Origin of the sequence: Ignatzschineria ureiclastica (assembly GCF_003121845.1) — a bacterium.
GTDB classification, from domain to species: domain Bacteria; phylum Pseudomonadota; class Gammaproteobacteria; order Cardiobacteriales; family Wohlfahrtiimonadaceae; genus Ignatzschineria; species Ignatzschineria ureiclastica.
In genome coordinates, this window is sequence record NZ_QEWQ01000001.1 from 107,037 (window position 1) to 132,000 (window position 24,964).

The window sequence follows — 24,964 nt, forward strand, 5'->3', positions numbered from 1 at the left end:
ATTTCACTCGATTTAACCTAAAAAATAGGATAAATGCTTAGTTCAACTATTATAAGTTAGCATTCACGTAGTCGATAGCTTGCTGAACTGTAGTAATTTTTTCCGCTTCTTCGTCTGGAATATCGCAGTCAAACTCTTCTTCAAGAGCCATTACTAACTCAACAGTATCAAGTGAATCCGCACCTAAATCATCAACGAAAGATGCTGAGTTTACAACTTGCTCTTCTTTCGCATCAAGTTGTTCCATGATTACTTTTTTGACTCGTGTTTCGATGTCGCTCATAACTTCAAATCCTTAAATATTATAACAAAATGGTCTTTGCCAATTCTGTACTAAAAAAACGACTGTTGAATTAACAGTTCACCAAAATTAATACATTGGCAATTATAACGAATAAAAAAAAATTAGTCCATTAGCATTCCACCATTCACATGAATGGTTTCACCTGTAATATAACCTGCATCAAGAGAAGCAAGGAAAGTAACCGCTGATGCCACCTCTTTTGGCGCACCTAAACGGCCTAATGGAATATTAGCCAAAAGTGTCTCTTTAACTGATTCTGGTAGATCTTTAGTCATATCTGTATCAATAAATCCTGGCGCAACACAGTTCACAGTAATCCCACGAGATCCTACTTCTTTTGCCATTGATTTAGTAAAGCCGATCACACCCGCCTTCGCTGCGGCATAGTTCGTTTGCCCTGCATTCCCCGTAATACCAACCACTGATGTGATATTAATAATACGACCAAAACGCGCTTTCATCATCGGACGTAATACCGCTTTAGAGAGCGTATAGACACTCGTTAAATTGGTTAAAATAACATCATTCCACTCATCATCTTTCATACGCATTAAGAGCTGATCTTTCGTAATGCCGGCATTGTTGATCAATATTTCTACAGCACCTTTTTCTGCACTGATCGTTTCTAGTACAGATTCGATGCTTGTTTGGTCAGTAACATTGAGCACTAAGCCTTTACCTGAATTACCCAAATATTCACTAATGGCATTTGCACCATTCTCTGAAGTCGCTGTTCCAAAAACATAGGCACCTGCGGCTACAAGCTCTTCAGCAATTGCACGACCAATACCACGTGTTGCACCTGTTACCAATGCGATTTTTCCATTTAAATTCATCAACTTTCCTCTTTGAATAAATCATATGAGCTCAATAATTAATACTCTTTCTATATACTACTATTTTGTATTGTATTATTTATGCTCACTAAAATATTTATTTTTTACTTCCCTATACTTTATTTTTCTATACCGACAACATTAATACTCAGTATAAAACAGACCAGTGTTACATTATAAACATGTAACGCTCAAAATATGACTATCAACAATGGTTATACACCGCAAATTTCCACTTTCAAAGTGATATCCGTATCTACTTGTCTTGGTGGCTCCCATGGCGTTTCTTGCTCTACTAAACGAATACTCAATTGATGACGATTTCCACTAAATTCAGGGAAAAAATGATAGCCCGATGTATTAATACGCAATAAAGCGGCACGCCATTTCACAGATCGATAATAAAAACCATGCTTAAAAACACACTCTTCTTCTACAGAATTTTGGCGAATATAAGATAAAACGAATTTTACCGCATTGAGGATATTGTCAATCACCTTCATCCATTCATAAAAATGTTGTTTACGCACCTCAAAAGGCTGACTCAACCAATTATGCAATACAGGTAAATCAAAAGCACAAATTCCTCCGACAATCACGAACCGTTGCCGAAGTGTATTTAAGAATACATTTTCCTTGATTTCATCATAAGCCCGAAAAGATTGATGACCTAAAATATCTTTCAGCTCAGCAGCTTTCTGCCGCTCCTCTAAAGAATTAGAAGTGGTCACCATCATCGTATCAAGCTGTTTAATAAGCTCAATTTTTGTGTCATTTTTAGAAACTAAAGTCACAAGGTCTAACAGTGCTCGAACAGCTGCAATTGTACTATATTCAGAATCATGCTCGATATAGACTAAAGATTGCTCAACAAGCATCTCAATGCGCAAAAATCGTCTAATGCTTTCAGTTAATGGAAATTCGTAAATCATTATTTTCCTTAGTAAATTCAATATTTAATTCGTTTATTGCCTACATATCAGCATAATACTGATGAAGCTGATCAAGAATGCGTTCAACAAAAGATCTATTCTGATTCACTATAATATACCGACCTAGTAAACGTCTATCTAGCCTTGAAATTTGTGATTCGATCATTTGCTCTGCTAACGATCTATCAATCTTATCACGCTCAATCAATCTCTGTAACTGTAATTCATAAGGCACTTCAACCACTAACACCTCATCACATAGTGATAAATAAGGAGATTGTGAAGATATTAAGGGTACTACCACTACATAATAAGATGATTGTGTAGGGATAGAAAGCCTCTCTTTTACCACTTGTAGAATCCGCTGATGCAGTAGCGATTCTAAGATTTTTTTAGCGCCTTCATCTGCAAAAATCAGCGCACGCATTTTTTGTCGATCAAGTGCGCCCTCTTGCGTCAGAATCCCATCTCCAAAATTTGCCACAATCTCTTGTAGCACCATTTGGCTCTCAGCACTTTTACCTTCAGTCAATGAGCGAGCAATCAGATCGGTATCAATGATTTCAGCACCTTTGTTCGCCAAATAGTCAGAAATAGCCGTTTTCCCACAAGCAATACCACCCGTTAATAAAACGCTATATTTCTTCGATTGACCCATTTTTTACACCCTGAATGCGCAATAACCTTACCTAAACGAAAACAACATTAAGTAGTGAATTATACCTGAAATCCCAAGAAAAGGACCAAAAGGAATGACCTGCACCCTTACCCTTTGCCTAATCTGTTTCAATACGATGCATGATAACGCCAATAAGGTAGCCAATAGCAGTACAGAAAAAATGGCCTCCAATCCACACCATGCTGCTAAAGCGGCCGATAATTTCAAATCTCCAAGACCTAAAGCATCTTTTTTCCCTGCCCACTGATAACTCATTCGAATCCCCCAAAGCAAAAGATAGATCAGAATGACTGCAATAATCGATTCTTCAAGCGAAATCACACTTATCCCTAAGAGCGCTACCACAACGCCACTCCATAAAAGTAGATAATTCAAAGGATCTGGTAGCAGATAATAACGTGCATCGAACACTATAAGGCTAGCAACTAAAGTATAAAAATAAGATATTAGACCCAAAGCGACTAATACCTCATCAAAATTGTAATCATTAAATTCACTCACAGTAAAAACTTGGGCAGTAAAGAGTGAAAGCATGAGCAACAATATGACGATCGCTAATAATCCATAGGTAGCTTTTTGCGACTTAATCCGGCAATAAAAGAATGTGCTCCACCACCTTATAGATGATAAATCGGGTCGCATAAGATCAATAGCAGGCAAATTCTTGGCAATCACTCCGCGCTTTATTTCAAAAAAAGTGACAATCCCCAAAATAATGATTGGTGCAATAAGTGATATCAAGAGTAACAGCACTATTAATAAAATAATATCGATTGAGAACATCATCCTATCGCCATTCCCATACTAAATAGCGGGAGATAGAGTGCGATCAAAATAATGCCGACAATGATACCGACAAATAGTAAGGCAATAGGGTCTAATAAGGCGATAAATCGAGTTATACGAGTTTCGACAATGACTTGATGATATTCACCTGCTTTTGTAAGCGATTGTGCAAGCTGACCACTCATCTCGCCTACTGCAATCAAGGTCAACATCACATCGGTAAAAATAGGGATATTTTCACCTGAAATGGAAAGAGATTTCCCTGCACTTATCTGTTGTGATAATAACGATACTTGCTGCTGTAAATAACGATTATCAATACCCGCATTAAATAAGGCCAATCCTTTCATCATTGGCACGCCTGATGTGATCATAATCGCCATGACCGTCCCGAATCTTGCATTGAAACTCGCCATTAAAATAGGTCGGAGAAAAGGGACTTTTAAACTCAACCGATCCACTTGATATCGAATAAGACCCGATTTCTGATACACTTTCAACAATAGACTTATCAGAATAAAAATAATCAAAAGTCCACGAAAGCCGACATCTGATAAAACCCATTGTGAAAGCGACATAATATGTTGCGTCAGCAGAGGAAGTTCAGTACCACTAGAAGCATAGAATGATTCAAAGGTCGGTACTACAGCAATTAAGATAAATAAAAGCACCCCGATTGCCACCACAAATATCATCAAGGGATAGAGTAATGCTTTTCTGATTGAGCAGATCATTCCCTGCCTCTCTTTTTCAATTGTCACAATATGAGATAGAAGCATTGGTAATTTTCCGGCGCTCTCTCCTACCTGCATTAATGCAATATAAAGTTTAGGGACTCCTTTGATATTCGCAAAAGTCTCTGATAAAGGCGATCCAGATTTAATTTGAACTTCTGATTTTTCGAGAAACTTTCGAAATCCTCGGCGAGCTGCCATCCTTTGAAGTAACTGTATTGCAGAAACAATAGCCACGCCTGCACCTAACAATAATGCAAGTTGCTCCATTAAAAATAGTTGCTCTTCTCGCTTTAATTGCACCATCCCCAATATCCTTACAAAACTTTCAAACACCGATTGTGTCATCTAATGAATAAGGAAAATATAGTAAACAATATCTGAACGTGGGAAGATCAACCTCTATCAACTTAAAACATCTGTAAACTTAAAATATCCCTAGACTTAGAAGTTATAGCTTCCGCTTTAAGCTTTATTCTTGTGCAATGTAGTACAAATATTAGAAATGCAAAAAACCTAGTAGATTTCTCTACTAGGTTTTATATTTGGTACCGACGCCCAGATTTGAACTGGGACGCAGTTACGCACTACCACCTCAAGGTAGCGTGTCTACCAATTCCACCACGCCGGCATTTCAACTCAACTCGAAATATAAACTACTTCTTGAATCGAGAAAAAGATTATATCTTCTCCCTAGAAAAAAGCAATTGTATGGGCAAAAAATAAACAGCATTTTCTTCTACAATCCCCCTATAAATACGCATCTCTTTCATCTCATTACATATCTCTATATCAGTTATATTACCAAGTACTATAGTAATATCGATTCAAAATAAGCTTATTTAAAGGCCGGCGCATCAATTGTAAGAAGTGAGGAGGCCGTTCTATCCGGCACCTTGTAAGTGTTGGTGAGTCAGGCTTTATATTCTTTTACCCCCCACAACAGCTGTTTAAAAACCATTTTTCTTAAACCAAATTAAAGCTTCACCAAATTTCTAAATAGAAAAAGCTCTAGTACTTAACATACTAGAGCTTTTATATGGTACCGACGCCCAGATTTGAACTGGGACGCAGTTACGCACTACCACCTCAAGGTAGCGTGTCTACCAATTCCACCACGCCGGCATTAAACTGTTGCAAATTATTGCGATTGAGAAGTTGTTGGAGCTTGCCCGCCAATCATAGGAACTTGTTGAACAGGTAACGAATCAATCACACTTTTGCTAGCGGTAATCTTACCAGAGTTAAACATCATTACAAGGCTCGTGATAAAAAATAGTACAACCATCCACTTGGTCATTCTTGCAAGGAAATTTGCTTTACCGGCAGCGCCAAAAACCGTACCTGAAGCGCCTTGCCCAAAAGAAGCACCAATATTAGCACCTTTACCTTGTTGTACAAGCACAAGACCAATAATGATAAGACATACCACTACATGAAGAACATAAATTAGATTCTGAAACATCTTCTCTACCTTAATTTGCAATTATGCTAAAGCGATTTTTGTAAATCCTTCAGCTTCTAACGATGCGCCACCTACTAGCGCGCCATCAATATTTTCTTTAGCAAAGAGTGATTCGACATTTGAAGCATTCACACTTCCACCGTACACAACTCTCACTAGATCGCAGATTTTATCACTGTATTTCATTAATGTACAGTGAATAAAATCATGCACTGCATCCGCTTCTTCTGGCGTTGCCGTCTTACCTGTACCAATTGCCCATACAGGCTCATAAGCAATAATGGCGTTATTAAATGCATCAATCCCAATAGTATCAATCACTGAAGTAAGCTGAGTCGCAATAACCGCTTCAGTTTGACCATTCTCTCTTTCTGAAAGCGTTTCGCCGACACAGATGACTGGCGTTAAACCCGCTTCAACGGTCGCCTTCATTTTGCGTGCGACATCGGCATCAGTTTCACCAAACAGAGTACGGCGCTCAGAGTGACCAATTAATACATATTCACAACCAAACTCTTTGACCATAGCGAGCGAGATTTCACCTGTAAAAGCCCCTTTGGGTTCAGGTGAGATATTTTGCACACCCACTTTAATATTGCTATCTTCTAAAATTGTACTTACTTGTTGTAAATAGATTGATGGTGGGAACACAACCACTTCAGCAGTCGCATCTTTTAGCGAATCGCTTAAGTCATTAAGCAATGCACGATTAGTAGCTAAACTACCATTCATCTTCCAGTTTCCTGCTACAAAGCGTCTTTTTTGACTCATCTTGTTACTCCTTTAAATTACATGGATACAACATCGTAAAATACAGCATAAAAAATAAAAATTTACCAAATATTTAATCATTGAATGCCATTAATTGCTATAATCGTACCTTATTTTCCTAGGTCTGCCTACTTTTGCAATTTTATTTGGTAGTGATAACACGATAACTGATTTTTCATTGAGTACATAATATGATCCCAAAACGTTTGAAATCCTTTTTTTCCCGCGATCTTTCAATTGACCTTGGTACAGCAAATACACTGATCTATATGCGTGGCCAGGGAATCGTTCTCAATCAACCATCTGTTGTAGCCATTGAGCGTGACCCTAAAACAGGTAGACCACGACTCTCAGCTGTTGGTCAAGAAGCAAAATTAATGTTGGGTAGAACGCCTGATACAATTGAAACGACTCGACCTCTAAAAGATGGTGTTATTGCGGATCTCCCTAAAACAGAAATCATGTTAGAAAACTTTATTAATCAAGTTTTGAAACGTAACTTTTTCTTAGGTCGACCTAACCCTCGTGTCATTGTTTGCGTTCCTTCAGGAGCGACACACGTTGAACGCCGGGCAATTAAAGAAGCCGCTGAAAGCGCCGGAGCATTAGAAGCGCGCCTAATTCCTGAACCAATGGCAGCGGCCTTGGGAGCTGGTATTCCTGTGCATGAAGCAACAGGATCTATGGTACTTGATATCGGTGGGGGAACTTCTGAAGTTGCAGTGATCTCTCTTACAGGGATTGTTTACGCTAATTCTGTCAGAATTGGTGGCGATACATTCGATGAAGCAATTATTAATTATGTTCGTCGAAACTACGGTATGCTCATTGGTGAACCGACAGCTGAACGTATCAAACATGATATCGGCACAGCATTCCCTACGGCTGAAGTATTAGAAACACAAGTACGCGGTCGTAACTTAAGTGAAGGTCTACCACGGACATTCTCTCTTACTTCAAATGAGATTTTAGAAGCATTAATGGAACCGCTACAAGGAATTGTCAGTGCAGTTCAATTAGCGCTTGAATCAACACCACCAGAGCTTGCCGCTGATATTTCAGAACGCGGCATTGTCATTACCGGCGGTGGTGCATTACTTCGTAACATCGACCAACTGATCTCTGAAGAGACAGGGCTTGATGCCATTATTGCAGATGACCCATTAACCTGCGTTGTTCGCGGTGGTGGTAAGGCACTCGAATTACAAGGATTATATGGTAGTAATGCCTTTGGTCTTGAGTAGTCGTATTGAGTAATCGGCTTAACTAATGAATAAAAGATTGATACCCATCAATCTTTTATAGTTACTTTCTAAGGTTTTATAGCTATTTAACTATAAAAGTAACCACTTATAACTACCTGTCACTATTTAACTTACTCTATTTGCTCATCAGAATTCAACAACCTAGTATTTTGATGTATGTAATATCAGTTATATCAATATAATGACATCCCAAGAACTTTCTCATAATCGTAGATCCATGGATAAAAAAGAACAAGGTCAAACACAATTTGATTTCCATGCCTTTGGATTAAAAGGAAAGGCGGTACTCTTCTGCCTTTTTTCGATTGTGCTCATGTTCTTAGACCATAGAACTGATTATCTTCGTCTTCCCAAATATTATCTAGAAGAGATCACGCACCCTCTTTCACTAATTGCAGAGTCACCATCTAATGCATTGAATACTTTTAGTGATTGGTACACCGAGAAAGAGAAACTTTTACAACGAATCAAAACCCTAGAAGAAAAAGAGCTCTATCTTGCCTATGAAACTCAGCAGATGGCCGCACTAACTGCAGAAAATCGTCGGTTACGACTATTATTGCAATCTTCTTCTAAATTAGAACATACCACGATCATTGCCGAACTGATTAATATTAGCTCAGACCCTTATCGTCATATCGTACTTTTGAATCAAGGGGCAAACCAAGGCGTTGAAGAGAATTTCCCTGTACTCAATAATCTGGGAATCGTAGGTCAAACAGTGTCTGTTTCCCCCTCATCAAGTAAAGTGATTCTCCTTACTGACCCGCATCACTCTCTACCTATCGAAATTAATCGAAATGGTATTCGGGGGATCGCCAATGGTAACGGAAAATTGAATGAGATCGAAATTACCAACATTGCCTTCGATGATGATGTAAAAGTGGGTGATTTATTAGTAACCTCTGGGCTTGATGAACGCTTTCCGCAGGGTTATCCTGTTGCCATTGTTAAATCAATCACCCTTGATTCAAGCGGTTACTTTGCCAAAATCATCGCAACACCGACTGCGAAATTAGATCGTATCCGCGAAGTATTAATTCTCACGAATGGGGACAATCATGATATCGATTAAACGTAGCCTCATTATTCTCATTACCTTTGGAATCGCAATTGTTTTAGATACCATTTCGATGCCTCCCTTTTTTGAAGCTATTCGTCCACATTGGGCAACGATGACAATGCTCTTCTGGTCGATTAAACTTCGCTATCACTTTAGTATTGGCTGGGCTTGGTTTAGCGGTCTTTTATTAGATATTTCTAAATCGTATGTATGGGGATTGCATGGTTTTATCTTCACACTACTCTGCTATCTTATTAAACGCTACTATCCTAGAATTAGATCTCTCACATTACCTGAGCAGACGATTCTAATCCCGGTTGTTTTTATTGCTCAATCGCTTATCGCTATTTGGGTCAATGGTGTTTTAGGTAACGCGACACCTAGTTTTATTCATTGGATCATGCCCATTATCGTTTCGAGTCTTTTCTGGCCTATTCTCAATATTATTTTGAATGAAATATGTGAGATTTTTGGCATTACGGATCAATAAATCTGCTATGAAAAGAGATACCCCCCAAAAAAAGCACCTTAAAAAGCAGAACAACAGTAACCCGCATTTTTTAGGGCGGGCTATTATCAGTTCTTTTCTAATTTTAATAGGACTCATCTTTTTAATTGCGCGCCTATTTCATCTGCAAGTCATTGAGCATGAGCTCTATACAACCCGTTCAAATGACAATCGTATTAAACTGTTACCGCTGCCACCGACACGCGGACAGATCTTTGATCGTAATGGAAAAGTTTTAGCGACCAATGTCCCCACTTACAATCTTGAAGTCATTCGGCAGAATCTTACAGTTCCTCTAGATGAATTAGTTGAGAATGTAAAAGCACTTATTCCTTTAAGTGAGAATGAACTCAAACAGTTTGAAAAAGCACTTCGCCGAGCTAATCGTCAAGAGAGTGTAGTGCTCAAAAAAGGTCTAACCGAAGAGGAATCAGCCCTTATCGCAATCAATCTTCATAAACTCGGCGGCGTTCATTTACAAGCAGATCTTGTGCGAACCTACCCTTACAAAAACCGAGCTGTACATGCGATCGGATATGTGGGACGTGTCGATCCTCGCGATATTCGAGAAATTGAAGCGCAAGGCTTAGAGCATGAATACAATGGTATTACCCATATGGGTAAACGAGGGGCCGAAAAGAGCTTTGAGAATATTCTTCGCGGTTCAATGGGCTTTGAGACAGTTGAAGCAAGCTCATCGGGTAGAACCGTACGAAAAATCAGTGAAGTCCCCCCCGTTCCCGGCCAAAACATCTATCTTACCATTGACCTGCGATTACAGGTCATTGCCGAAGAAGTATTGGAAGATTATGATGGTGCCATTGTTGCGATTGATCCGCAAACAGGCGATATTCTAGCCTTCGTATCTAAGCCCACTTATGATCCTAATCTCTTTGTTGATGGCATCAGTCACGATGATTTCAATGCCCTCAATACAGATCCTTCAACCCCCTTTCTTAATCGGGTCATGCAAGGACTCTATCCACCAGGCTCAGTGATCAAACCCCAAATTGGACTTGCAGGCCTCGAGAATGACTTTATCACTGACAAAACCATTATCAATTGTAAAGGTTACTTCTCTGTTCCCGGAAATAATCATAAATTCAGGGATATGGGTTATTATGGCCCCTCTGATCTTCGCAAAGCGCTGGAACGCTCTTGTGATGTCTACTTCTATGAACTTGCCTATAATATGGGGATTAATACCCTAACCGATTTCCTTGCACCATTTGCTCTTGGAACCAAAACGAATATCGATCTTTTAGGGGAATCAAGCGGTGTTGCGCCAACCCCCGAATATAAACGCCAACGCTTTAAACAACCTTGGTATACCGGTGATACCATTACAGCCGGAATTGGTCAAAGTTATTGGCTGACAACACCGTTACAAATTGCTCAAGCCACAACAATTGTCAGTATGCATGGTAAAGCCTTTGAACCCCATATTTTAGGGGCAACTGCTTCACCGACAGAAACTGAGAAACACTTTATTGAACCTACACCGATTAAACCTATTGTCCTAAAAGATGATCGTTACTGGGATACGGTAATAGATGGCATGATCGCTGTTGTCCATGGTACACGAGGTACTGCACGAGCCACTAAATCCAATGATTATTTAACTGCCGGAAAGACGGGAACAGCACAAGTTAAAACTATTGCACAAGGCGCTAAATATGATGCTAAAAATTTAGATCGCCGACACCATGATCATGCTTGGTATGTGGCCTTTGCACCTGCCAAAGATCCTAAAATTGCAGTTGCGGTTATTGTTGAAAATGGTGGGTCAGGGTCACGTGTTGCAGCGCCGATGGCTCAGAAAGTGATGGATGCTTGGATTAAAGATTTCGATACACCTTATGCCATTGAAGTCTTAAATAAGTTTCAAGCGGAAGAAAATACTATTTTGCAAAGCAATAATAGCGAACTCTTCTTACCTGTTTTACAATTAGAATCCACCCCTTACCAAGAGCTAGATCTCTATCATTCGCCATCAGAAACTGATCAAACACCGGAATCGGACAAAGAAAAAAATGTTAAATCACTGATGAATATCCGCCTTGGAAAAGATGATCGTCCGAAATCCACAGAGTCAAATGGATTAATTCGGATCGAAACAGAGAGGAGAGAACATGAAATATGAAGAGTTGTATCATACCGAAGAGGTGAAGCCAAAAGGGCTGCTCACTTTCTTCCACCTTGATACAGTTTTAACCTTCCTGATCTCGATGCTGACACTTTTTAGCATTCTTGTGCTCTATAGTGCCTCTAATCATAATATGGCTTATGTGACTTCACAGGCATTGAAGATCGGGGGCGGTTTTGTGCTGATGATTATCATCGCTTTTATTCCGCCGGCTCGAATTAAACAACTCACACCGCTTTTCTATATCTTTGCACTACTCTTACTAACTGCCGTTATTTTTATCGGTGTAGAAGCCAATGGTGCGCATCGTTGGATTGACCTTAAAGTCATTCGATTTCAACCCTCAGAAATCGCTAAATTAGCTGTTCCGATGATGGTTGCTTACTATCTTCATAAAACGAATTTACCCCCTAAGCTTATCAATATTGTAGGCTCCCTAATTCTGATCGGTATTCCATTTGCACTGATCTTTATGCAACCGGACTTAGGAACCGCGCTCATTATTCTCTTCTCAGGATTAGCAGCACTCTTTCTCGCCGGTATTCAATGGCGCTATATCTTTATTGCGACTGTATCTGTGGCTATTGCTATTCCTTCGATGTGGTTTTTTGGTATGAAAGAGTACCAAAAAGATCGAGTCATTACCTTTTTAAACCCCGAAAGCGACCCGCTTGGTAAAGGCTATCAGATTATTCAATCTAAAATTGCGATCGGTTCTGGCGGAATATATGGTAAAGGCTGGCAAAATAGTACGCAGGTTTCTCTACAATTTCTCCCCGAGGCGACGACAGACTTTATTTATGCCATCATAGGGGAAGAGTTTGGTTTAATCGGTACTTCATTTCTAATTATTGTCTATCTCCTGATTATCTGGCGAGGACTCTATATTGCGCTTCATGCCCGAGATAGTTATTTTCAATTAGTCGGCGGCGCTATCTGTCTAGTATTCTTCTTCTATGTCTTTGTTAATACAGGGATGGTGAGTGGCATTTTACCCGTTGTCGGTGTACCCTTACCTTTTGTCAGTTATGGGGGTACCGCAATCATGACACTCTTTGTTTCATTTGGTATCTTAATGAACATCTATTCTCACCCGGCTTCAATTACGAAAAGGATTCAATGATGAGATTATCACTATTAACGTTCACCTTAGTCAGCGCACTCTCTCTTACCGCTTGTGCAAGTGATTCAAAAGGGAATTTGACACAATCGAATAAGAGTAACAATGCTTATACGCCCGTAACGCAACCTGCACCGCCGAAAAGTTTAGAGAGTTACCCTGAAACGAATTTAGCTGCACGGGCTGATGTTAAAGCATTTATTGCGAAAACAAGCCGGGAAAATAATCTGGATGCAAAATGGATGACGGATATTCTCAACCATACAACACTACAGCCTAAAATTGTAGAAGCGATGAATCGCCCTGCAGAAGGTGTCATGAATTGGGGTCGTTATCGTCCGATCTTTATGACCGAAAAACGTATTAATGATGGTATTAAATTCTATAATCAGTATGAAGATGCCTTTGCTCGAGCAGAAGCGGTGTACGGCGTTGATCGTTTTGTCATTGCGGCAATTATTGGCGTTGAAACAGGTTATGGTCAAAATAAAGGCTCTTGGAAAGTCGTCGATGCACTCTCGACACTTGCCTTTGATTATCCGCGCCGAGCCGATTATTTCTCTAAAGAATTAGCCAACTTCTTTAATATTCTTGCAGAAAATGGGGGCGATCCTATGAGCTATAAAGGCTCATATGCCGGCGCTATGGGTTACCCACAATTTATGCCTTCAAGCTATCTTGCTTATGCTGTCGATTTTGATGGCGATGGTCATCGGGATCTTTGGAATAATCCAGTGGATGCCATTGGTTCAGTTGGCAATTACCTCATGAAAAGTGGTTGGGTAAGAGGTGGCAAGATCGCTGAGCAAGTTTCAGTCAGCCCAACTAACAGCGCTTATCAAGCACTTAAACAGACAGGTCGCTTAACACCGCCGAAAGAGACGGTAGCACAGCTCAAACAAGCAGGTGTCATCACCAATGCAGATCCTTCGGCAAAAGTGACCCTTTTTGAATTTGAAGTCACGAGCAATCCAAAGGTAGATGAATGGTGGTTAGGCTATCAGAACTTCTATGCAATCACGCGCTATAATCATTCAAAACTCTATGCTTTAGCCGTTTATCAAGTCTCTGAGGCGATTAAACGAGGAGTCCGCTAACAATGTTAGAGCTCAAAAACCATTTGAAAGGATATAAAGGGTTACTACTGATCGCTCTCTCTTGCTTCATTATTGCAAGTTGTGCCTCAAAAAACGCCTCTGAAGCCAAGCATAGTGGCGTCGGTGCAACTCCGAAAGCATTACCACTGAGTAAAAGCGGTAACCCTGCGAGCTATGTTGTCTTTGGTAAGACTTATCATCTATTACCCACCACCAAAGGCTATAAAGAGAAAGGCATTGCCTCTTGGTATGGTGATAAGTTTCATGGAAAACGGACTTCTAGTGGCGATACCTATGATATGCATGCCTATACAGCAGCCCATAAGACGCTCCCTATCCCAAGTTTTGTGACGGTCAAAAACCTAGAAAATAACAAAAGTATCACGGTCATGGTCAATGATCGTGGGCCTTTTGTGAAGGGACGGATTATCGATCTCTCTTATGCGGCGGCAAAAGTATTAGGCGTTGATCAAAAAGGAACCGCGCCGGTAATTGTTGAAGCACTTTCACCACACCAATATTTAGATCCAAGTAAGAAACCTGCTGCTGATAAGAAAGATCCTCCGGCAAAGCGTGCGCAATCAGGAAACACTACGAATACTGCCAATAAAGATGCTGTCAATAAAGTGGTTGTCGTCTCTACGCCTGAAGCGCAAAATGATAAAGCGATTGAAGCCTCGCTCAAAGAACCATTCTCAGATCTTGAAACGTGGGCTGATCTTGCACAAAATCAATCGCCTACTCCCACGAATACCACTACTTATGGCAATACCACTTATGGGAATAACAGCCCTGTCTCATTCCCTGCGCCATCAAACAGCGCATCAAGTTCCACATTAAATCAACCTAATAATGTTGTAGTAATCGAGCAACAATTCTTTGACTCGCCACCTACGAGCGAAAATACCGCAATTGATCGGGTATTGCCAAGTAGTTCACTGCCACAATATCATATTCAATTAGGTTCATTTAGTAGCGAAAGCAATGCGCGCAACTTTCAACAGAACATGACAAATCAACTGCCATATCCTGTGAAATTGCAGTATCATGGTGGACTTTATAAGGTCTATGTCGGTCAATATAGCCATGCAAGCGAAGCGGAAAATATCGCTGCAACTTTACCTGTTAAATCAACTATTAGCTATTTTTAGAGATGAAAAGAAATATGTTTAAAAAAATTCTGACATTTTGCGCTATCGCCGTATCGTCAATGACGATCAGCATGGCACAATCTCCTAGTAATACATTACAGTTACCGCAATATGCGGTGAAATCCTGGGTTATTATGGATTACGATACAGGAGCAATCCTGGCGGAAGCCAATAGCCAGACACAATTTGAACCTGCCAGTATTACTAAAGTGATGACAGATTATGTTGTCGCCGATGCGATTAAAAAAGGCAAAATCCACAAAACAGACAATGTCTTAATCTCTCCAAAATCTCGTCGTATGCCGGGTTCGAGAATGTTTGTTGAAGAGGGGTCATTAGTATCGGTTGAGAACTTACTCCAAGGTCTAATCGTACAATCAGGTAACGATGCTGCGGTCGCGCTTGCAGAGCATACCTATATGACAGAAGAGGCTTTTGCCGAAGTCATGAATGAGAAAGCCGCCGAAATTGGTATGAAAAATAGCCACTTTAAAAATGCCAGTGGTTTACCTGATCCTGAGCACTTAACGACAGCATACGACCTTGCTCTACTTTCTCGTGCACTCATTAAAAACTTCCCGGATCATTACAAATATTATTCTCAAAAGAGTTTTACTTGGAACAATATTTCTCAGAAAAACCGCAATACATTACTCTACGAAGATCCAACCGTCGATGGCATCAAAACGGGTCATACTGAGAGCGCGGGCTATGGGTTAGCTTCGAGCGCTGAACGTAATGGATTTCGGATTATTGTTGTTGTAATGGGGGCAGATAGCGAAGCTTATCGTCAACGTGTTTCTCGGGAACTGATCAACTTTGCATTCCAAAATTTTGATCGGAAGAAAATCTATGATGCCGGCCAAATTATTGCACGTGCCAATGTGCTTCACGGTATTGATAAAACTGTACCCGTTGGCGTTGCAGATAGTATTACTGCGACTCTCCCTAAAATCCAATACAATAATCTGAAAGCGCAAATCCAAGTAAATCCGGGCCTTGAAGCACCTATTTCACAGGGTGAACAAGTAGGAAATCTTGAGTTTTATATCGATAATCACATGCTCTATAGCTTTCCGGTAGTAGCCCTTGAAAATGTAGAAAAGGTGGGGATTTTTCATCGTTTATGGTCGAGTTTTTTAATGAAACTTAATAATAGAATCAATAACTTCAAAGAAGCGCTCTAAATTTAGACAATTTTTTGTAGTAATTTTGTAGTTTATTAGATATGATACTTCTCACGCCAATGATGCGCGTTTATTTTTTGACTTAAATTTTTAGGAAACGAGACATGTCACAACAGATTATTGACGATCTAAAAGCTCAAGGTATTACCGCAACTGAAGTATTATATAACCCAAGTTATGAAGTACTCTTTCAAGAAGAGACTGATCCAAGCCTCACAGGCTACGATAAAGGTACTGTCACTAATCTTGGCGCTGTAGGAGTAGATACAGGTATCTATACAGGCCGTTCTCCTAAAGATAAATATATTGTTCGCGATGCCACTACAGAAAATACTGTATGGTGGGCGGATTCAGGGAAAGGTAAAAATGATAATAAGCCCATTACTCAAGAGATTTGGAATGAGCTTAAATCACTCGTACTCGAAGAGTTAGATGGCAAACGTCTTTTTGTTGTAGATGGTTTCTGTGGTGCAAATGCTGAAACACGTTTAAGTGTTCGCTTCGTAACAGAAGTAGCATGGCAAGCACACTTTGTGAAAAACATGTTTATTCGCCCAACAGAAGAAGAACTCAAAAACTTTAAACCTGATTTCACCGTATTAAATGGCGCAAAAACATCCAATAAAAACTACAAAGAGATGGGTTTAAACTCAGAGACTTTTGTGGCCTTTAACCTAACCGAAAATATGCAATTAATTGGTGGTACTTGGTACGGCGGCGAGATGAAAAAAGGTCTCTTCTCTGTGATGAATTACCTCTTACCATTGAAAGGCATTGCTTCAATGCACTGCTCTGCAAACGTCGGTAAAGATGGTGAAACGGCTATCTTCTTTGGCCTTTCAGGTACAGGTAAAACAACGCTTTCAACTGACCCAAATCGTCAATTAATTGGGGATGATGAACATGGTTGGGATGATGATGGTGTATTTAACTTTGAAGGCGGTTGCTATGCCAAAACAATCAACCTTTCACAAGAACATGAGCCAGAGATCTATGGTGCTATCCGCCGTGATGCGCTTCTTGAAAATGTCGTGATTAAAGAAGATGGTTCTGTAGACTTCGCAGATGGATCAAAAACTGAGAATACTCGTGTCTCTTACCCAATTTACCATATCGATAACATCGTAGAACCTATCTCTAAAGCGGGTCCTGCGAAGAAAGTAATCTTCTTAACTGCAGATGCATTCGGTGTGATTCCACCTGTATCTAAATTAACGCCTGAGCAGATGCAATACTACTTCCTTTCAGGCTTTACCTCTAAATTAGCAGGTACTGAACGTGGTATTACTGAGCCAACGCCAACATTCTCAGCTTGTTTTGGTGCAGCATTTCTTCTACTTCACCCAACAAAATATGCTGAAGTATTAGTCAAACGTATGGAAGAATCTGGCGCGACAGCTTACCTCGTCAATACTGGTTGGAATGGTACTGGTAAACGTATCTCTTTGAAAGATACACGTAATATCATCAACGCAATTTTGAGCGGCGAGATCGATCAAGCTGAAACAGAAACAATCCCTGTTTTCAATCTTGATGTGCCTAAAGCAGTAACTGGCGTTGATAGCACATTATTAGATCCTCGCAATACTTATGCTGATAAAGCACAATGGCAGGCTAAAGCAGAAAACCTTGCTGGTCTCTTTGAGAAAAACTTTGACCAATACACAGATACCGAACTCGGTGCTGAATTAGCAAAAGTTGGCCCTAAAAAATAGGCACTCAAGACCAAGAGGAAATCGAATCCATCAAACCTAAGTGATGATTTTAGTGATTAAACTGAAATCATTAGATGGAAATAGAAAATCCCAACAAACATTGTTGGGATTTTTTATATTCTTTATTTCCTGCGGTGCGATCTGCAATAGATCAATAAACACTGATTATTTAAATCGTTCTAACTGCATAATTTTAAATTGATTATTACTAGCTATTTGCTGACAGCGAACCGATTGTTCTGAACAGATCTTTTCGATCGCAATAAATTTATTCACTACAAGATAAGCAATACCTTTACGGCGTAATAATCGCTTACAATTTTGTACAAATTTTTCTGTTAAAGGTTGAGAAGTACCAAATCCCTGATGAAAGGGCGGATTACAGATAATACGATCAAAAGTACGATCTTCTAACATTGAACCACAATCATCGAGTGTCACTGTTGCAGGAATATCTAACTGCTGCAAATTATACTCACACAATACAACGGCCGGCACATTACAATCGGTCGCCACTAATTCTGTTATTTCGGGATGATCCCCAATAGAGCCCGCCAAATAGCCATAGCCACAGCCTAAATCGAGCACTTTCCCTTTAATACTGTCGCCTATTTCTGAAAGTGTCTCTACTAAAAAACGACTGCCTTCATCAATTTTCTTATAACCATAGATTCCGGGTTTACTCACAAAGTCGAGAGATTGCTCAAAATCCTCAAGCACTAATAATTCTCGATATTCAAATCCCCCTAACTCTAATGTCGCACCAGCACGTTTCGTAATATCGGCATAACGCACTCCTTTACCAACAAGCGTTAACTCCATATCACCCATTGCAGAAGCGTGCTTAATAACACTTTTAATCCCCTCTTGATTGTGCCCTGTTAAGATCAGATGTCCACCTGCTTTTAAAATACGCGCGATCTGTTCTAATAGATAGAAAGTTAAAACCTTAGATTTATTCAATCGAAATAGAACAAAATCAAGACTCTCATCTGCCACTTCTTCCAAAATAAAATCACTTAAATTGCCGGCAAAACCCATTGCATCTAATTGATTAGCAATATCTTTGCGATTGGTCATATATTGGATATTATCCCGCACAACAGCGCTCTCAATTACAAAGCTCTCATCGGCAATCAATAACCCCTTTCCTTCACTCATTAGGGATTGATTCTGAAATAATGCACTACTTGCTTCTGCCATTTATTAATCCTTCTCTCTCTTCTATCGTTAACGCTCGATACTCTCCGACCGCTAAACCTTCTAATGTAATATTACCAATGGCTGCCCGATGTAGCTTCTCTACACGATTCCCTACCGCCGCCAACATTCTTTTGACTTGATGATAGCGCCCTTCTATTAAAATCAATTGGATATGTAGAGTATCGATCATGATCACTTCCGCTGGCTTCGTGATTGTTGTTTCACCATTGAGCATCACGCCTGTCTCTAAAGCTCGGATCATCTCTACCGTAATGGGTGCAGCTAATTCCACATCATAAACCTTTTTCACCTTGTCGAGTGCTTGATTCCCCTTAGGATGTGTGACTGCATGCGACCAAGCACCATCATCCGTAATTAGTACTAATCCTGTAGTGTCTGCATCTAATCGCCCGGCGATATGAAGATCTTCAATTGGCTCATCTAATAATGTAAAGAGCGAAAGATGACCATCGTGACGATGACTTGAAACGTACCCCGCCGGCTTATAAAGGACAAAATAGCGATACTCATTATTATGAATTAATAATTCATCATCAAGATAGATTTTATCTGTTACGGATACTTTATAATCTCGTGCAGTAACCGTCTCACCATTGACCGTCACCCAACGGCCCCGGATAATTTTTCCTGCTTCTTTGCGAGAGACGCCTGCTGTTTTTTGTAAAAATTGATCTAGTCGATAATCAGTCATGTGTGACCCGTAAAACCTCTTCTAAGGAAGTAACGCCTTCTAAAACCATCTCAATGCCAGCTTGTCGCAATGTTTTAATCCCTTCCCGTTCTGCTTGTCTTTGAACCTCAATAGTGCCGGCATCTTCTAAGATCAAAGCTTCCATTCGTTTTGAAATGGACATCACTTCAAAAATAGCCCGGCGTCCTTTATAACCATCTCGACATTCAGAACACCCCTTTGCTCTAAAGAAACGACTGGCCGCTTGTTTTGGAGTAAAGCCTAATGATTCTAAATAGTGGGAATCTACAATATCCTCCTCTTTACAATGACAAAGGGTTCGCACCAAACGCTGAGCGATAATGAGTTTAACCGTTGAAGCAATATTGTAAAGCTCAATCCCCATATTTTTAAGGCGATTGAGTGTTTCAATGGCAGAGTTTGTATGCAGTGTAGAGAGAACTAAATGCCCTGTTTGTGCTGCTTTCACTACAATATCTGCAGTCTTATAGTCTCGAATCTCTCCCACCATGACAACATCTGGATCTTGTCGTAAAAAAGCCCGTAATGCTTCAGCAAAATCTAAACCAATTTCCGGATGAATCTGCAATTGATTAATACCTTCAAGATTAATTTCTACCGGATCTTCTATCGTTGCAATATTCCGACTCGCCTGATTGAGTACATTCAGCGCCGCATAGAGTGTCACCGTTTTACCAGAGCCCGTAGGCCCTGTCACCAAAATCAAACCTTGTGATCGTTCAATCGCCGCCTGAATAACTTGTCGATCGTGATTTGATAACCCTAATTGATTCAAAGTTAATGCAACTTCATTACTATCAAGTAGACGTAGTACAACCTTCTCCCCCCAAATGGTTGGGATCACCGAAATACGCGCATCAACCGATTCACCATTTGCATCATCTTCATCTAATTGAATGGTTAAATGACCATCTTGTGGTAGACGCTTTTCTGCAATATCAAGCTCAGCCATCACTTTTAATCGAGAGGCAATGCGTTCACGATACTTTTCCGGAACTTGATAGGCTTCTTGTAATAATCCATCAATACGGAAGCGAATACGATAATGAGATTCATAAGGTTCAAAGTGAATATCAGATGCTTTTTGTGTCACAGCATCTAATAATACAAAATTGAGATAGCCCACCAGATCATCACTCGTAAGTTCCCCTGGAAGATCGGACTTCAGAGCCATTGATGGGGAATTGGTAACACTCACTTTAGAATTAAGACGGTCGAACTCAAGATGTCCATCGTTCTCCGTTAAATCAACGTCTAATTCTATCAGACTGTCATTGTCTACTGCTTGTTCTTCAGACTCTAATTCTTCAGCCTCTAATTCTTCAGTCTCTAGTTCTTCAAGTGTGGATACTGTCGCCTCTGAAATGACTACTCCCTCTGTCATTACTCTGGCCTGCGATATTGAATCTTCATCGGCATCGGCATATTGATAACTCAATTCTCGAGCTCCGTTATCTTGATCGTCTTCATCTACCATTCGATATTGATCTGCCTGTGCATCAATCTCAGCTAAATAATCATCATCGACCGGTAATACCACTTCTTCAGTATCTTGTCGGTAATCTTCATCATGATACGCCTCTATTACACGATCCGTTCCATCGGAATTATCTTCGGCAAGATCGTCCTCTATAGAATCGCCTTTTATAGAATCACTCTCTACGACATTTTCTCCTCTAGAGTCTTCCCTAGGGTTTTCGTCAAAATGATTCTCTTCAATGGCATCAACAACCCTACTATTCTCAGCCTTCTCCATCCGATCTCGATCCGCATTGTTTTGATCGATAGACTCATGCCCCTCATTTGCTTCCGCCGATTGACGCTCCTGATTAGTTTGTGCTTGAAGTAATTGAGCTTTTGCGGATGCTTCTCGCGCTTCTCTCTCTCTTTCTTTGAGCGCTTCCTGCTCTTGTTCCGCCCGCTCTTTCGCTTCTTTTGCTTTAACCGCTGTTTCTGCTTTTTCAGCTCGCTCACGCATACCTGCAATTTGGGCAATTAAAATTTGAATTTGCTGACTATCAGCGAGCCAATAATCTACTGGTGCCGGAAAATGTATTTGCTTTAACAGAGCCACTGTTTCGATATCTGCGACCGCAATTTTCAATCGCCCATCGATCATTCCAATCGGTGCAATAAAATAATCATTCATCTGCGAAACAGTAAGAGGCGTACCAATCGCAATCACTTGTGCTAAATTAAGACAAGCTAAATCCACGACTAATAATGAGTGCTTAGCATTAATATTAGCAAACATCGCCCCTTCAAAAATAGCGTCACTCGATAGACCGTGAGCCCGTAATTTACCCACTACCGATTTTTCATTTTCATACATTTTAGCCGACAACAATGGAATCGCCTCTTTCGAGATCCATTTTAAGGCAATCAATGCTTGAATGAGTTGATGTTCTTCGAGTTTCACAGTGACCCCTTCATTTTATTTCGTTATAAACCTTGTTTTTAATACTTTTATCCCAAAATTGTAGCTATTATAGCACTACTTCTTGAGTCTCTTCTGTTCATAATGTAGAGTTATAACACTAATTTTATGTTATTTTCACCAAACTCCTACACTATTCTTATGTTCTCTTTTGTGAAAATTTCATCAATAAATCAGAATCATCACTCTTTAATATAAGGATTATAAAAAGCCGAATGAGTAAAATCACACTCTCTTTTGACGATGACAACGAACGTCTCTCTAATCTTTGCGGTAATTTAGATGAGCATCTGCGACTTATCGAAAAGCGAACCATGGTCGATATCAATAATCGTGGTGCATTATTTCAAATTGTGGGAAATCATACAGATATTGAGAATGCCCGCGCAATTTTAGAAGAGCTCTATCGGCAAACAGATGAAAAATGGCTTGAACCAAATGATGTTCATCTCGTTATTCAAGAGCTTGGGCCTGAATTTCAAGAAGTAGAGCAAACAGTTCAAGATCGAGTGATTAAAACTAAAGCCGGCCTTATTCGTGGACGCACGCCGGCACAGAAAGCGTATCTCTACAATATGGGCCAAAATGATATCAACTTTGGTATCGGCCCTGCAGGTACCGGTAAGACATTCTTAGCTGTTGCGGCCGCAGTGGAAGCACTGCAAAAAGATGAGGCACGCCGAATCATCCTTGTACGCCCGGCAGTTGAAGCGGGTGAAAAACTCGGCTTTCTCCCTGGCGATTTGACGGAAAAGATCGACCCGTATCTTCGACCGCTCTATGATGCACTCTATGAGATGCTTGGCTTTGAAACAGTCAATAAGCTGATTGAACGCCATACCATAGAGATTGCACCACTTGCTTTTATGCGGGGTCGAACACTCAATGATGCTTATATCATTCTTGATGAAGCGCAAAATACAACTATTGAACAGATGAAAATGTTCTTAACCCGTATCGGTTTTGGTTCCACAGCGGTCATTACCGGCGATGCTTCGCAAGTGGATCTACCACGTCACGTTAAGTCAGGTTTAAAACACGCACTTGAGATCTTAAACAATGTTGAGGGAATCTCTATTAGCCACTTCTCTTCTGCCGATGTCGTGCGTCATCCGATGGTTGCCAAGATTATTGATGCTTATGAGAAAGCAGATGAAGCAGAACGCGTTGCCAAAGAGAAGCGAGAAGAAGCCCGTCGTGCTGAGCGAGAGTCTGTTCAATAAAATAGCATCAAATGCAAATGCAAATGCAAACGCATTGATCATATAAACTGATAAGATGATTGCCAAACGATCATCTTATTTTATTTTAAGTACCCTATTATTCTCAGCATCTTAGATATCGACTATCGGATATCCGATATCTTCTATTTAACTGTAATTAACCCTGTTACGCTATCATCCTATGACATTACAATCCAATATGAGTATTATTACTATGCGTGATCTTTCACTTTTAACTATCGATTGCCAACGAAATATTGAAACATCCCTCCCCTCCGATGAAAAAATCGCAACTTGGGTCAACCTAGCACTCTCTGTTGCCGGCTTTGAAAAGGAAGCGGAAGTGACTATTCGCTTTACGGATAATGAAGAGATACAGGCGCTTAATCGAGAATATCGAGGCAAAGATAAACCTACTAATGTGCTCTCTTTCCCTTTCGAAGTCCCTGATTTTCTTGCGGATGAAATTCCCACATTAGGCGATATTATCATTGCAATGCCGGTCATTGAAGCGGAAGCCGCAGAACAAGGAAAATCAATTGAGTCACATCTTACCCATATGACCATTCATGGAACATTACACTTATTGGGCTTTGATCATATAACCGATGAGGAAGCGCAAGAGATGGAAGCCCTTGAGATAGAGATTTTGGCTCAATTAGAAATTGCTAACCCTTATCAAATAGATGAATAATTCTAGATGGGTAATTCTAGGTGAGTAACCCTTAAAATAAGTTATGCTATAGTAATACTCTATTCGAGGTATCTACTATTTAATTTATCTACTATTTAGACGTCATTCATCCTATTCATTTTAAAGGTCGTTTTATGAGTTCCGATATCCCAAAAAAGCAAGCGCCCAAACCACGAACTATCTTCATTATCGCTTGGATTGGTCTATTTATTTTTAACCTACTCTTTGCACGCTTAACTACAACGGTGCCGGTTTCGCTGATCTCAATCTTTATGCTTTTTACTGCCGGCGCACTCTACAAAGAACGTCCACATTTACGTCCAATGGCCATTGTTGCACTGATTATTGCGCTCATTTTTCTCGCTATCACCTATTTCGGTACTATTTGGCTCCGTTATGAAGTCGTCAGCCTACTCGATATTCGAGGACCGAAGTTTTTCCAAGTGGGATTCTACCTCTTTAGCTTCCTCAATGCAGCAGCGTTCACGACTGTAGGTATTGGTCTTTTTAAGGGCTACAGTCGTAATAAAACAGGATTTATAACACTCATTGTGACTGCCTGGATCTATTTCGGTATCGCTTTTCTACTCAAAGATTTTATTCAAACACTTCTTGAGATTACAGCACAAATGCCACAGGGTTAGCTAGTTATTTTAAACGCATCATTCACCTATATATGCAACTTTTTAAATACAATTCTGCACATCATACTCCTCGTTTAATCGAGGTATTGCACTATATCTTTTAAAATCTCCTCTAAGCACTCTTTCTAATAACCTCATCCTCTTAGATAAAATTAGATATAGATCATAAGTAACGCGATCCATTTAACTGTATATGTAATCAATCTAAATAGAAAACTATTATGCAATAAGAGAGGCATTTCAGCCTTAATATTCACAAAATAAAATTTTA

At 40.0% G+C, this 24,964-nt stretch carries 23 protein-coding genes and 2 tRNA genes; 12 read left to right on the forward strand and 13 right to left on the reverse strand.

What is annotated here, in order from left to right; all coding sequences use genetic code 11:
• Positions 1-49: 49 nt before the first annotated feature.
• The 10 genes from acpP to tpiA form a co-directional block, all read right to left on the reverse strand.
• Positions 50-283 carry an acyl carrier protein gene (gene acpP / locus DC083_RS00385; protein ID WP_026878288.1) on the reverse strand — a complete coding sequence of 78 codons (234 nt, stop codon included), beginning with the start codon at positions 281-283 and terminating at the stop codon, positions 50-52.
• Between the two features lie 122 nt (positions 284-405).
• Positions 406-1,140 carry a 3-oxoacyl-ACP reductase FabG gene (fabG, locus tag DC083_RS00390; RefSeq protein ID WP_109188325.1) on the reverse strand — a complete coding sequence of 245 codons (735 nt, stop codon included), beginning with the start codon at positions 1,138-1,140 and terminating at the stop codon, positions 406-408.
• Between the two features lie 215 nt (positions 1,141-1,355).
• On the reverse strand, positions 1,356-2,072 hold the full coding sequence (zapD, locus tag DC083_RS00395) for a cell division protein ZapD (RefSeq protein ID WP_109188326.1): 717 nt from the start codon (positions 2,070-2,072) through the stop codon (positions 1,356-1,358).
• A gap of 40 nt (positions 2,073-2,112) precedes the next feature.
• Positions 2,113-2,730, reverse strand: a complete 618-nt coding sequence (coaE, locus tag DC083_RS00400; protein ID WP_109188327.1) for a dephospho-CoA kinase — start codon at positions 2,728-2,730, stop codon at positions 2,113-2,115.
• A gap of 27 nt (positions 2,731-2,757) precedes the next feature.
• Positions 2,758-3,537, reverse strand: coding sequence for a prepilin peptidase (locus DC083_RS00405; protein ID WP_109188328.1), 780 nt, complete (start codon positions 3,535-3,537; stop codon positions 2,758-2,760).
• The gene (locus DC083_RS00410) at positions 3,534-4,577 is read right to left on the reverse strand and encodes a type II secretion system F family protein (RefSeq protein ID WP_189364502.1); all 1,044 of its coding nucleotides are present in this window, start codon (positions 4,575-4,577) and stop codon (positions 3,534-3,536) included. Before DC083_RS00410 ends, DC083_RS00405 begins: the two co-directional genes overlap by 4 nt.
• A gap of 240 nt (positions 4,578-4,817) precedes the next feature.
• Positions 4,818-4,902 (reverse strand) — tRNA-Leu (locus tag DC083_RS00415).
• Positions 4,903-5,311: 409 nt separating this feature from the next.
• A tRNA-Leu gene (locus DC083_RS00420) sits at positions 5,312-5,396 on the reverse strand.
• Between the two features lie 16 nt (positions 5,397-5,412).
• Positions 5,413-5,736 carry a preprotein translocase subunit SecG gene (secG, locus tag DC083_RS00425; RefSeq protein WP_109188330.1) on the reverse strand — a complete coding sequence of 108 codons (324 nt, stop codon included), beginning with the start codon at positions 5,734-5,736 and terminating at the stop codon, positions 5,413-5,415.
• A 21-nt stretch (positions 5,737-5,757) separates the two neighbouring features.
• Complete coding sequence (gene tpiA / locus DC083_RS00430; protein ID WP_109188331.1) at positions 5,758-6,507, reverse strand: triose-phosphate isomerase; 750 nt, start codon at positions 6,505-6,507, stop codon at positions 5,758-5,760.
• A 194-nt stretch (positions 6,508-6,701) separates the two neighbouring features.
• Between tpiA and DC083_RS00435 the strand changes: the two genes are divergently transcribed.
• The 9 genes from DC083_RS00435 (at position 6,702) to pckA (ending at position 17,759) form a co-directional block, all read left to right on the forward strand.
• A complete protein-coding gene (locus tag DC083_RS00435; protein WP_194508279.1) occupies positions 6,702-7,751 on the forward strand; it encodes a rod shape-determining protein in 1,050 nt (349 codons plus the stop codon).
• Between the two features lie 238 nt (positions 7,752-7,989).
• Positions 7,990-8,847 (forward strand): rod shape-determining protein MreC, encoded by an 858-nt coding sequence (mreC, locus tag DC083_RS00440; RefSeq protein WP_157954850.1) that lies wholly within the window; start codon positions 7,990-7,992, stop codon positions 8,845-8,847.
• On the forward strand, positions 8,834-9,325 hold the full coding sequence (gene mreD, locus DC083_RS00445; protein WP_157954851.1) for a rod shape-determining protein MreD: 492 nt from the start codon (positions 8,834-8,836) through the stop codon (positions 9,323-9,325). The genes mreC and mreD overlap by 14 nt, the downstream gene beginning before the upstream one ends.
• Positions 9,326-9,332: 7 nt before the next feature.
• Positions 9,333-11,486 (forward strand): penicillin-binding protein 2, encoded by a 2,154-nt coding sequence (gene mrdA, locus DC083_RS00450; RefSeq protein ID WP_157954852.1) that lies wholly within the window; start codon positions 9,333-9,335, stop codon positions 11,484-11,486.
• A complete protein-coding gene (gene rodA / locus DC083_RS00455) occupies positions 11,476-12,612 on the forward strand; it encodes a rod shape-determining protein RodA (protein ID WP_109188336.1) in 1,137 nt (378 codons plus the stop codon). Before mrdA ends, rodA begins: the two co-directional genes overlap by 11 nt.
• Positions 12,609-13,706, forward strand: coding sequence for a lytic murein transglycosylase B (mltB, locus tag DC083_RS00460; RefSeq protein WP_229822006.1), 1,098 nt, complete (start codon positions 12,609-12,611; stop codon positions 13,704-13,706). Before rodA ends, mltB begins: the two co-directional genes overlap by 4 nt.
• A gap of 2 nt (positions 13,707-13,708) precedes the next feature.
• Positions 13,709-14,857, forward strand: a complete 1,149-nt coding sequence (locus tag DC083_RS10150; RefSeq protein WP_157954853.1) for a septal ring lytic transglycosylase RlpA family protein — start codon at positions 13,709-13,711, stop codon at positions 14,855-14,857.
• Positions 14,858-14,871: 14 nt separating this feature from the next.
• Entirely contained in the window at positions 14,872-16,044 is a 1,173-nt protein-coding gene (locus tag DC083_RS00470; protein WP_034855190.1) for a D-alanyl-D-alanine carboxypeptidase family protein, read from the forward strand.
• Between the two features lie 104 nt (positions 16,045-16,148).
• Positions 16,149-17,759 carry a phosphoenolpyruvate carboxykinase (ATP) gene (gene pckA / locus DC083_RS00475; protein ID WP_109188338.1) on the forward strand — a complete coding sequence of 537 codons (1,611 nt, stop codon included), beginning with the start codon at positions 16,149-16,151 and terminating at the stop codon, positions 17,757-17,759.
• 165 nt (positions 17,760-17,924) lie between these two features.
• Here the strand turns inward: pckA and DC083_RS00480 are convergent, their stop codons facing one another.
• From DC083_RS00480 to DC083_RS00490, 3 genes are read right to left on the reverse strand one after another with little or no spacing between them, the layout of a single operon-like run.
• Positions 17,925-18,962 carry a class I SAM-dependent methyltransferase gene (locus DC083_RS00480; RefSeq protein WP_109188339.1) on the reverse strand — a complete coding sequence of 346 codons (1,038 nt, stop codon included), beginning with the start codon at positions 18,960-18,962 and terminating at the stop codon, positions 17,925-17,927.
• On the reverse strand, positions 18,946-19,674 hold the full coding sequence (locus DC083_RS00485; RefSeq protein WP_109188340.1) for a pseudouridine synthase: 729 nt from the start codon (positions 19,672-19,674) through the stop codon (positions 18,946-18,948). The genes DC083_RS00480 and DC083_RS00485 overlap by 17 nt, the downstream gene beginning before the upstream one ends.
• The gene (locus DC083_RS00490) at positions 19,667-22,114 is read right to left on the reverse strand and encodes an ATPase, T2SS/T4P/T4SS family (protein WP_109188341.1); all 2,448 of its coding nucleotides are present in this window, start codon (positions 22,112-22,114) and stop codon (positions 19,667-19,669) included. The genes DC083_RS00485 and DC083_RS00490 overlap by 8 nt, the downstream gene beginning before the upstream one ends.
• 233 nt (positions 22,115-22,347) lie before the next feature.
• On the opposite strand from DC083_RS00490, the gene DC083_RS00495 reads away from it, so the two are divergent.
• From DC083_RS00495 to DC083_RS00505, 3 genes are all read left to right on the forward strand, one after another.
• A complete protein-coding gene (locus tag DC083_RS00495) occupies positions 22,348-23,355 on the forward strand; it encodes a PhoH family protein (RefSeq protein ID WP_109188342.1) in 1,008 nt (335 codons plus the stop codon).
• A 214-nt stretch (positions 23,356-23,569) separates the two neighbouring features.
• On the forward strand, positions 23,570-24,049 hold the full coding sequence (gene ybeY / locus DC083_RS00500; RefSeq protein WP_109188343.1) for an rRNA maturation RNase YbeY: 480 nt from the start codon (positions 23,570-23,572) through the stop codon (positions 24,047-24,049).
• Between the two features lie 134 nt (positions 24,050-24,183).
• A complete protein-coding gene (locus tag DC083_RS00505; protein WP_109188344.1) occupies positions 24,184-24,693 on the forward strand; it encodes a hypothetical protein in 510 nt (169 codons plus the stop codon).
• Positions 24,694-24,964 lie beyond the last annotated feature (271 nt).

Coding starts and splice junctions, on each gene's coding strand:
- coaE (WP_109188327.1), bottom strand. CDS start 2,730: ATGGGTCAATCGAAGAAATATAGCGTTTTATTAACGGGTGGTATTGCT.
- tpiA (WP_109188331.1), bottom strand. CDS start 6,507: ATGAGTCAAAAAAGACGCTTTGTAGCAGGAAACTGGAAGATGAATGGT.
- DC083_RS00495 (WP_109188342.1), top strand. CDS start 22,348: ATGAGTAAAATCACACTCTCTTTTGACGATGACAACGAACGTCTCTCT.
- pckA (WP_109188338.1), top strand. CDS start 16,149: ATGTCACAACAGATTATTGACGATCTAAAAGCTCAAGGTATTACCGCA.
- secG (WP_109188330.1), bottom strand. CDS start 5,736: ATGTTTCAGAATCTAATTTATGTTCTTCATGTAGTGGTATGTCTTATC.
- mltB (WP_229822006.1), top strand. CDS start 12,609: ATGATGAGATTATCACTATTAACGTTCACCTTAGTCAGCGCACTCTCT.
- DC083_RS00405 (WP_109188328.1), bottom strand. CDS start 3,537: ATGATGTTCTCAATCGATATTATTTTATTAATAGTGCTGTTACTCTTG.
- mrdA (WP_157954852.1), top strand. CDS start 9,333: ATGAAAAGAGATACCCCCCAAAAAAAGCACCTTAAAAAGCAGAACAAC.
- ybeY (WP_109188343.1), top strand. CDS start 23,570: ATGCGTGATCTTTCACTTTTAACTATCGATTGCCAACGAAATATTGAA.
- DC083_RS00480 (WP_109188339.1), bottom strand. CDS start 18,962: ATGGCAGAAGCAAGTAGTGCATTATTTCAGAATCAATCCCTAATGAGT.
- acpP (WP_026878288.1), bottom strand. CDS start 283: ATGAGCGACATCGAAACACGAGTCAAAAAAGTAATCATGGAACAACTT.
- DC083_RS00410 (WP_189364502.1), bottom strand. CDS start 4,577: ATGGTGCAATTAAAGCGAGAAGAGCAACTATTTTTAATGGAGCAACTT.
- DC083_RS00505 (WP_109188344.1), top strand. CDS start 24,184: ATGAGTTCCGATATCCCAAAAAAGCAAGCGCCCAAACCACGAACTATC.
- fabG (WP_109188325.1), bottom strand. CDS start 1,140: ATGAATTTAAATGGAAAAATCGCATTGGTAACAGGTGCAACACGTGGT.
- mreC (WP_157954850.1), top strand. CDS start 7,990: ATGGATAAAAAAGAACAAGGTCAAACACAATTTGATTTCCATGCCTTT.
- DC083_RS00470 (WP_034855190.1), top strand. CDS start 14,872: ATGTTTAAAAAAATTCTGACATTTTGCGCTATCGCCGTATCGTCAATG.
- zapD (WP_109188326.1), bottom strand. CDS start 2,072: ATGATTTACGAATTTCCATTAACTGAAAGCATTAGACGATTTTTGCGC.
- DC083_RS00485 (WP_109188340.1), bottom strand. CDS start 19,674: ATGACTGATTATCGACTAGATCAATTTTTACAAAAAACAGCAGGCGTC.
- DC083_RS10150 (WP_157954853.1), top strand. CDS start 13,709: ATGTTAGAGCTCAAAAACCATTTGAAAGGATATAAAGGGTTACTACTG.
- mreD (WP_157954851.1), top strand. CDS start 8,834: ATGATATCGATTAAACGTAGCCTCATTATTCTCATTACCTTTGGAATC.
- rodA (WP_109188336.1), top strand. CDS start 11,476: ATGAAATATGAAGAGTTGTATCATACCGAAGAGGTGAAGCCAAAAGGG.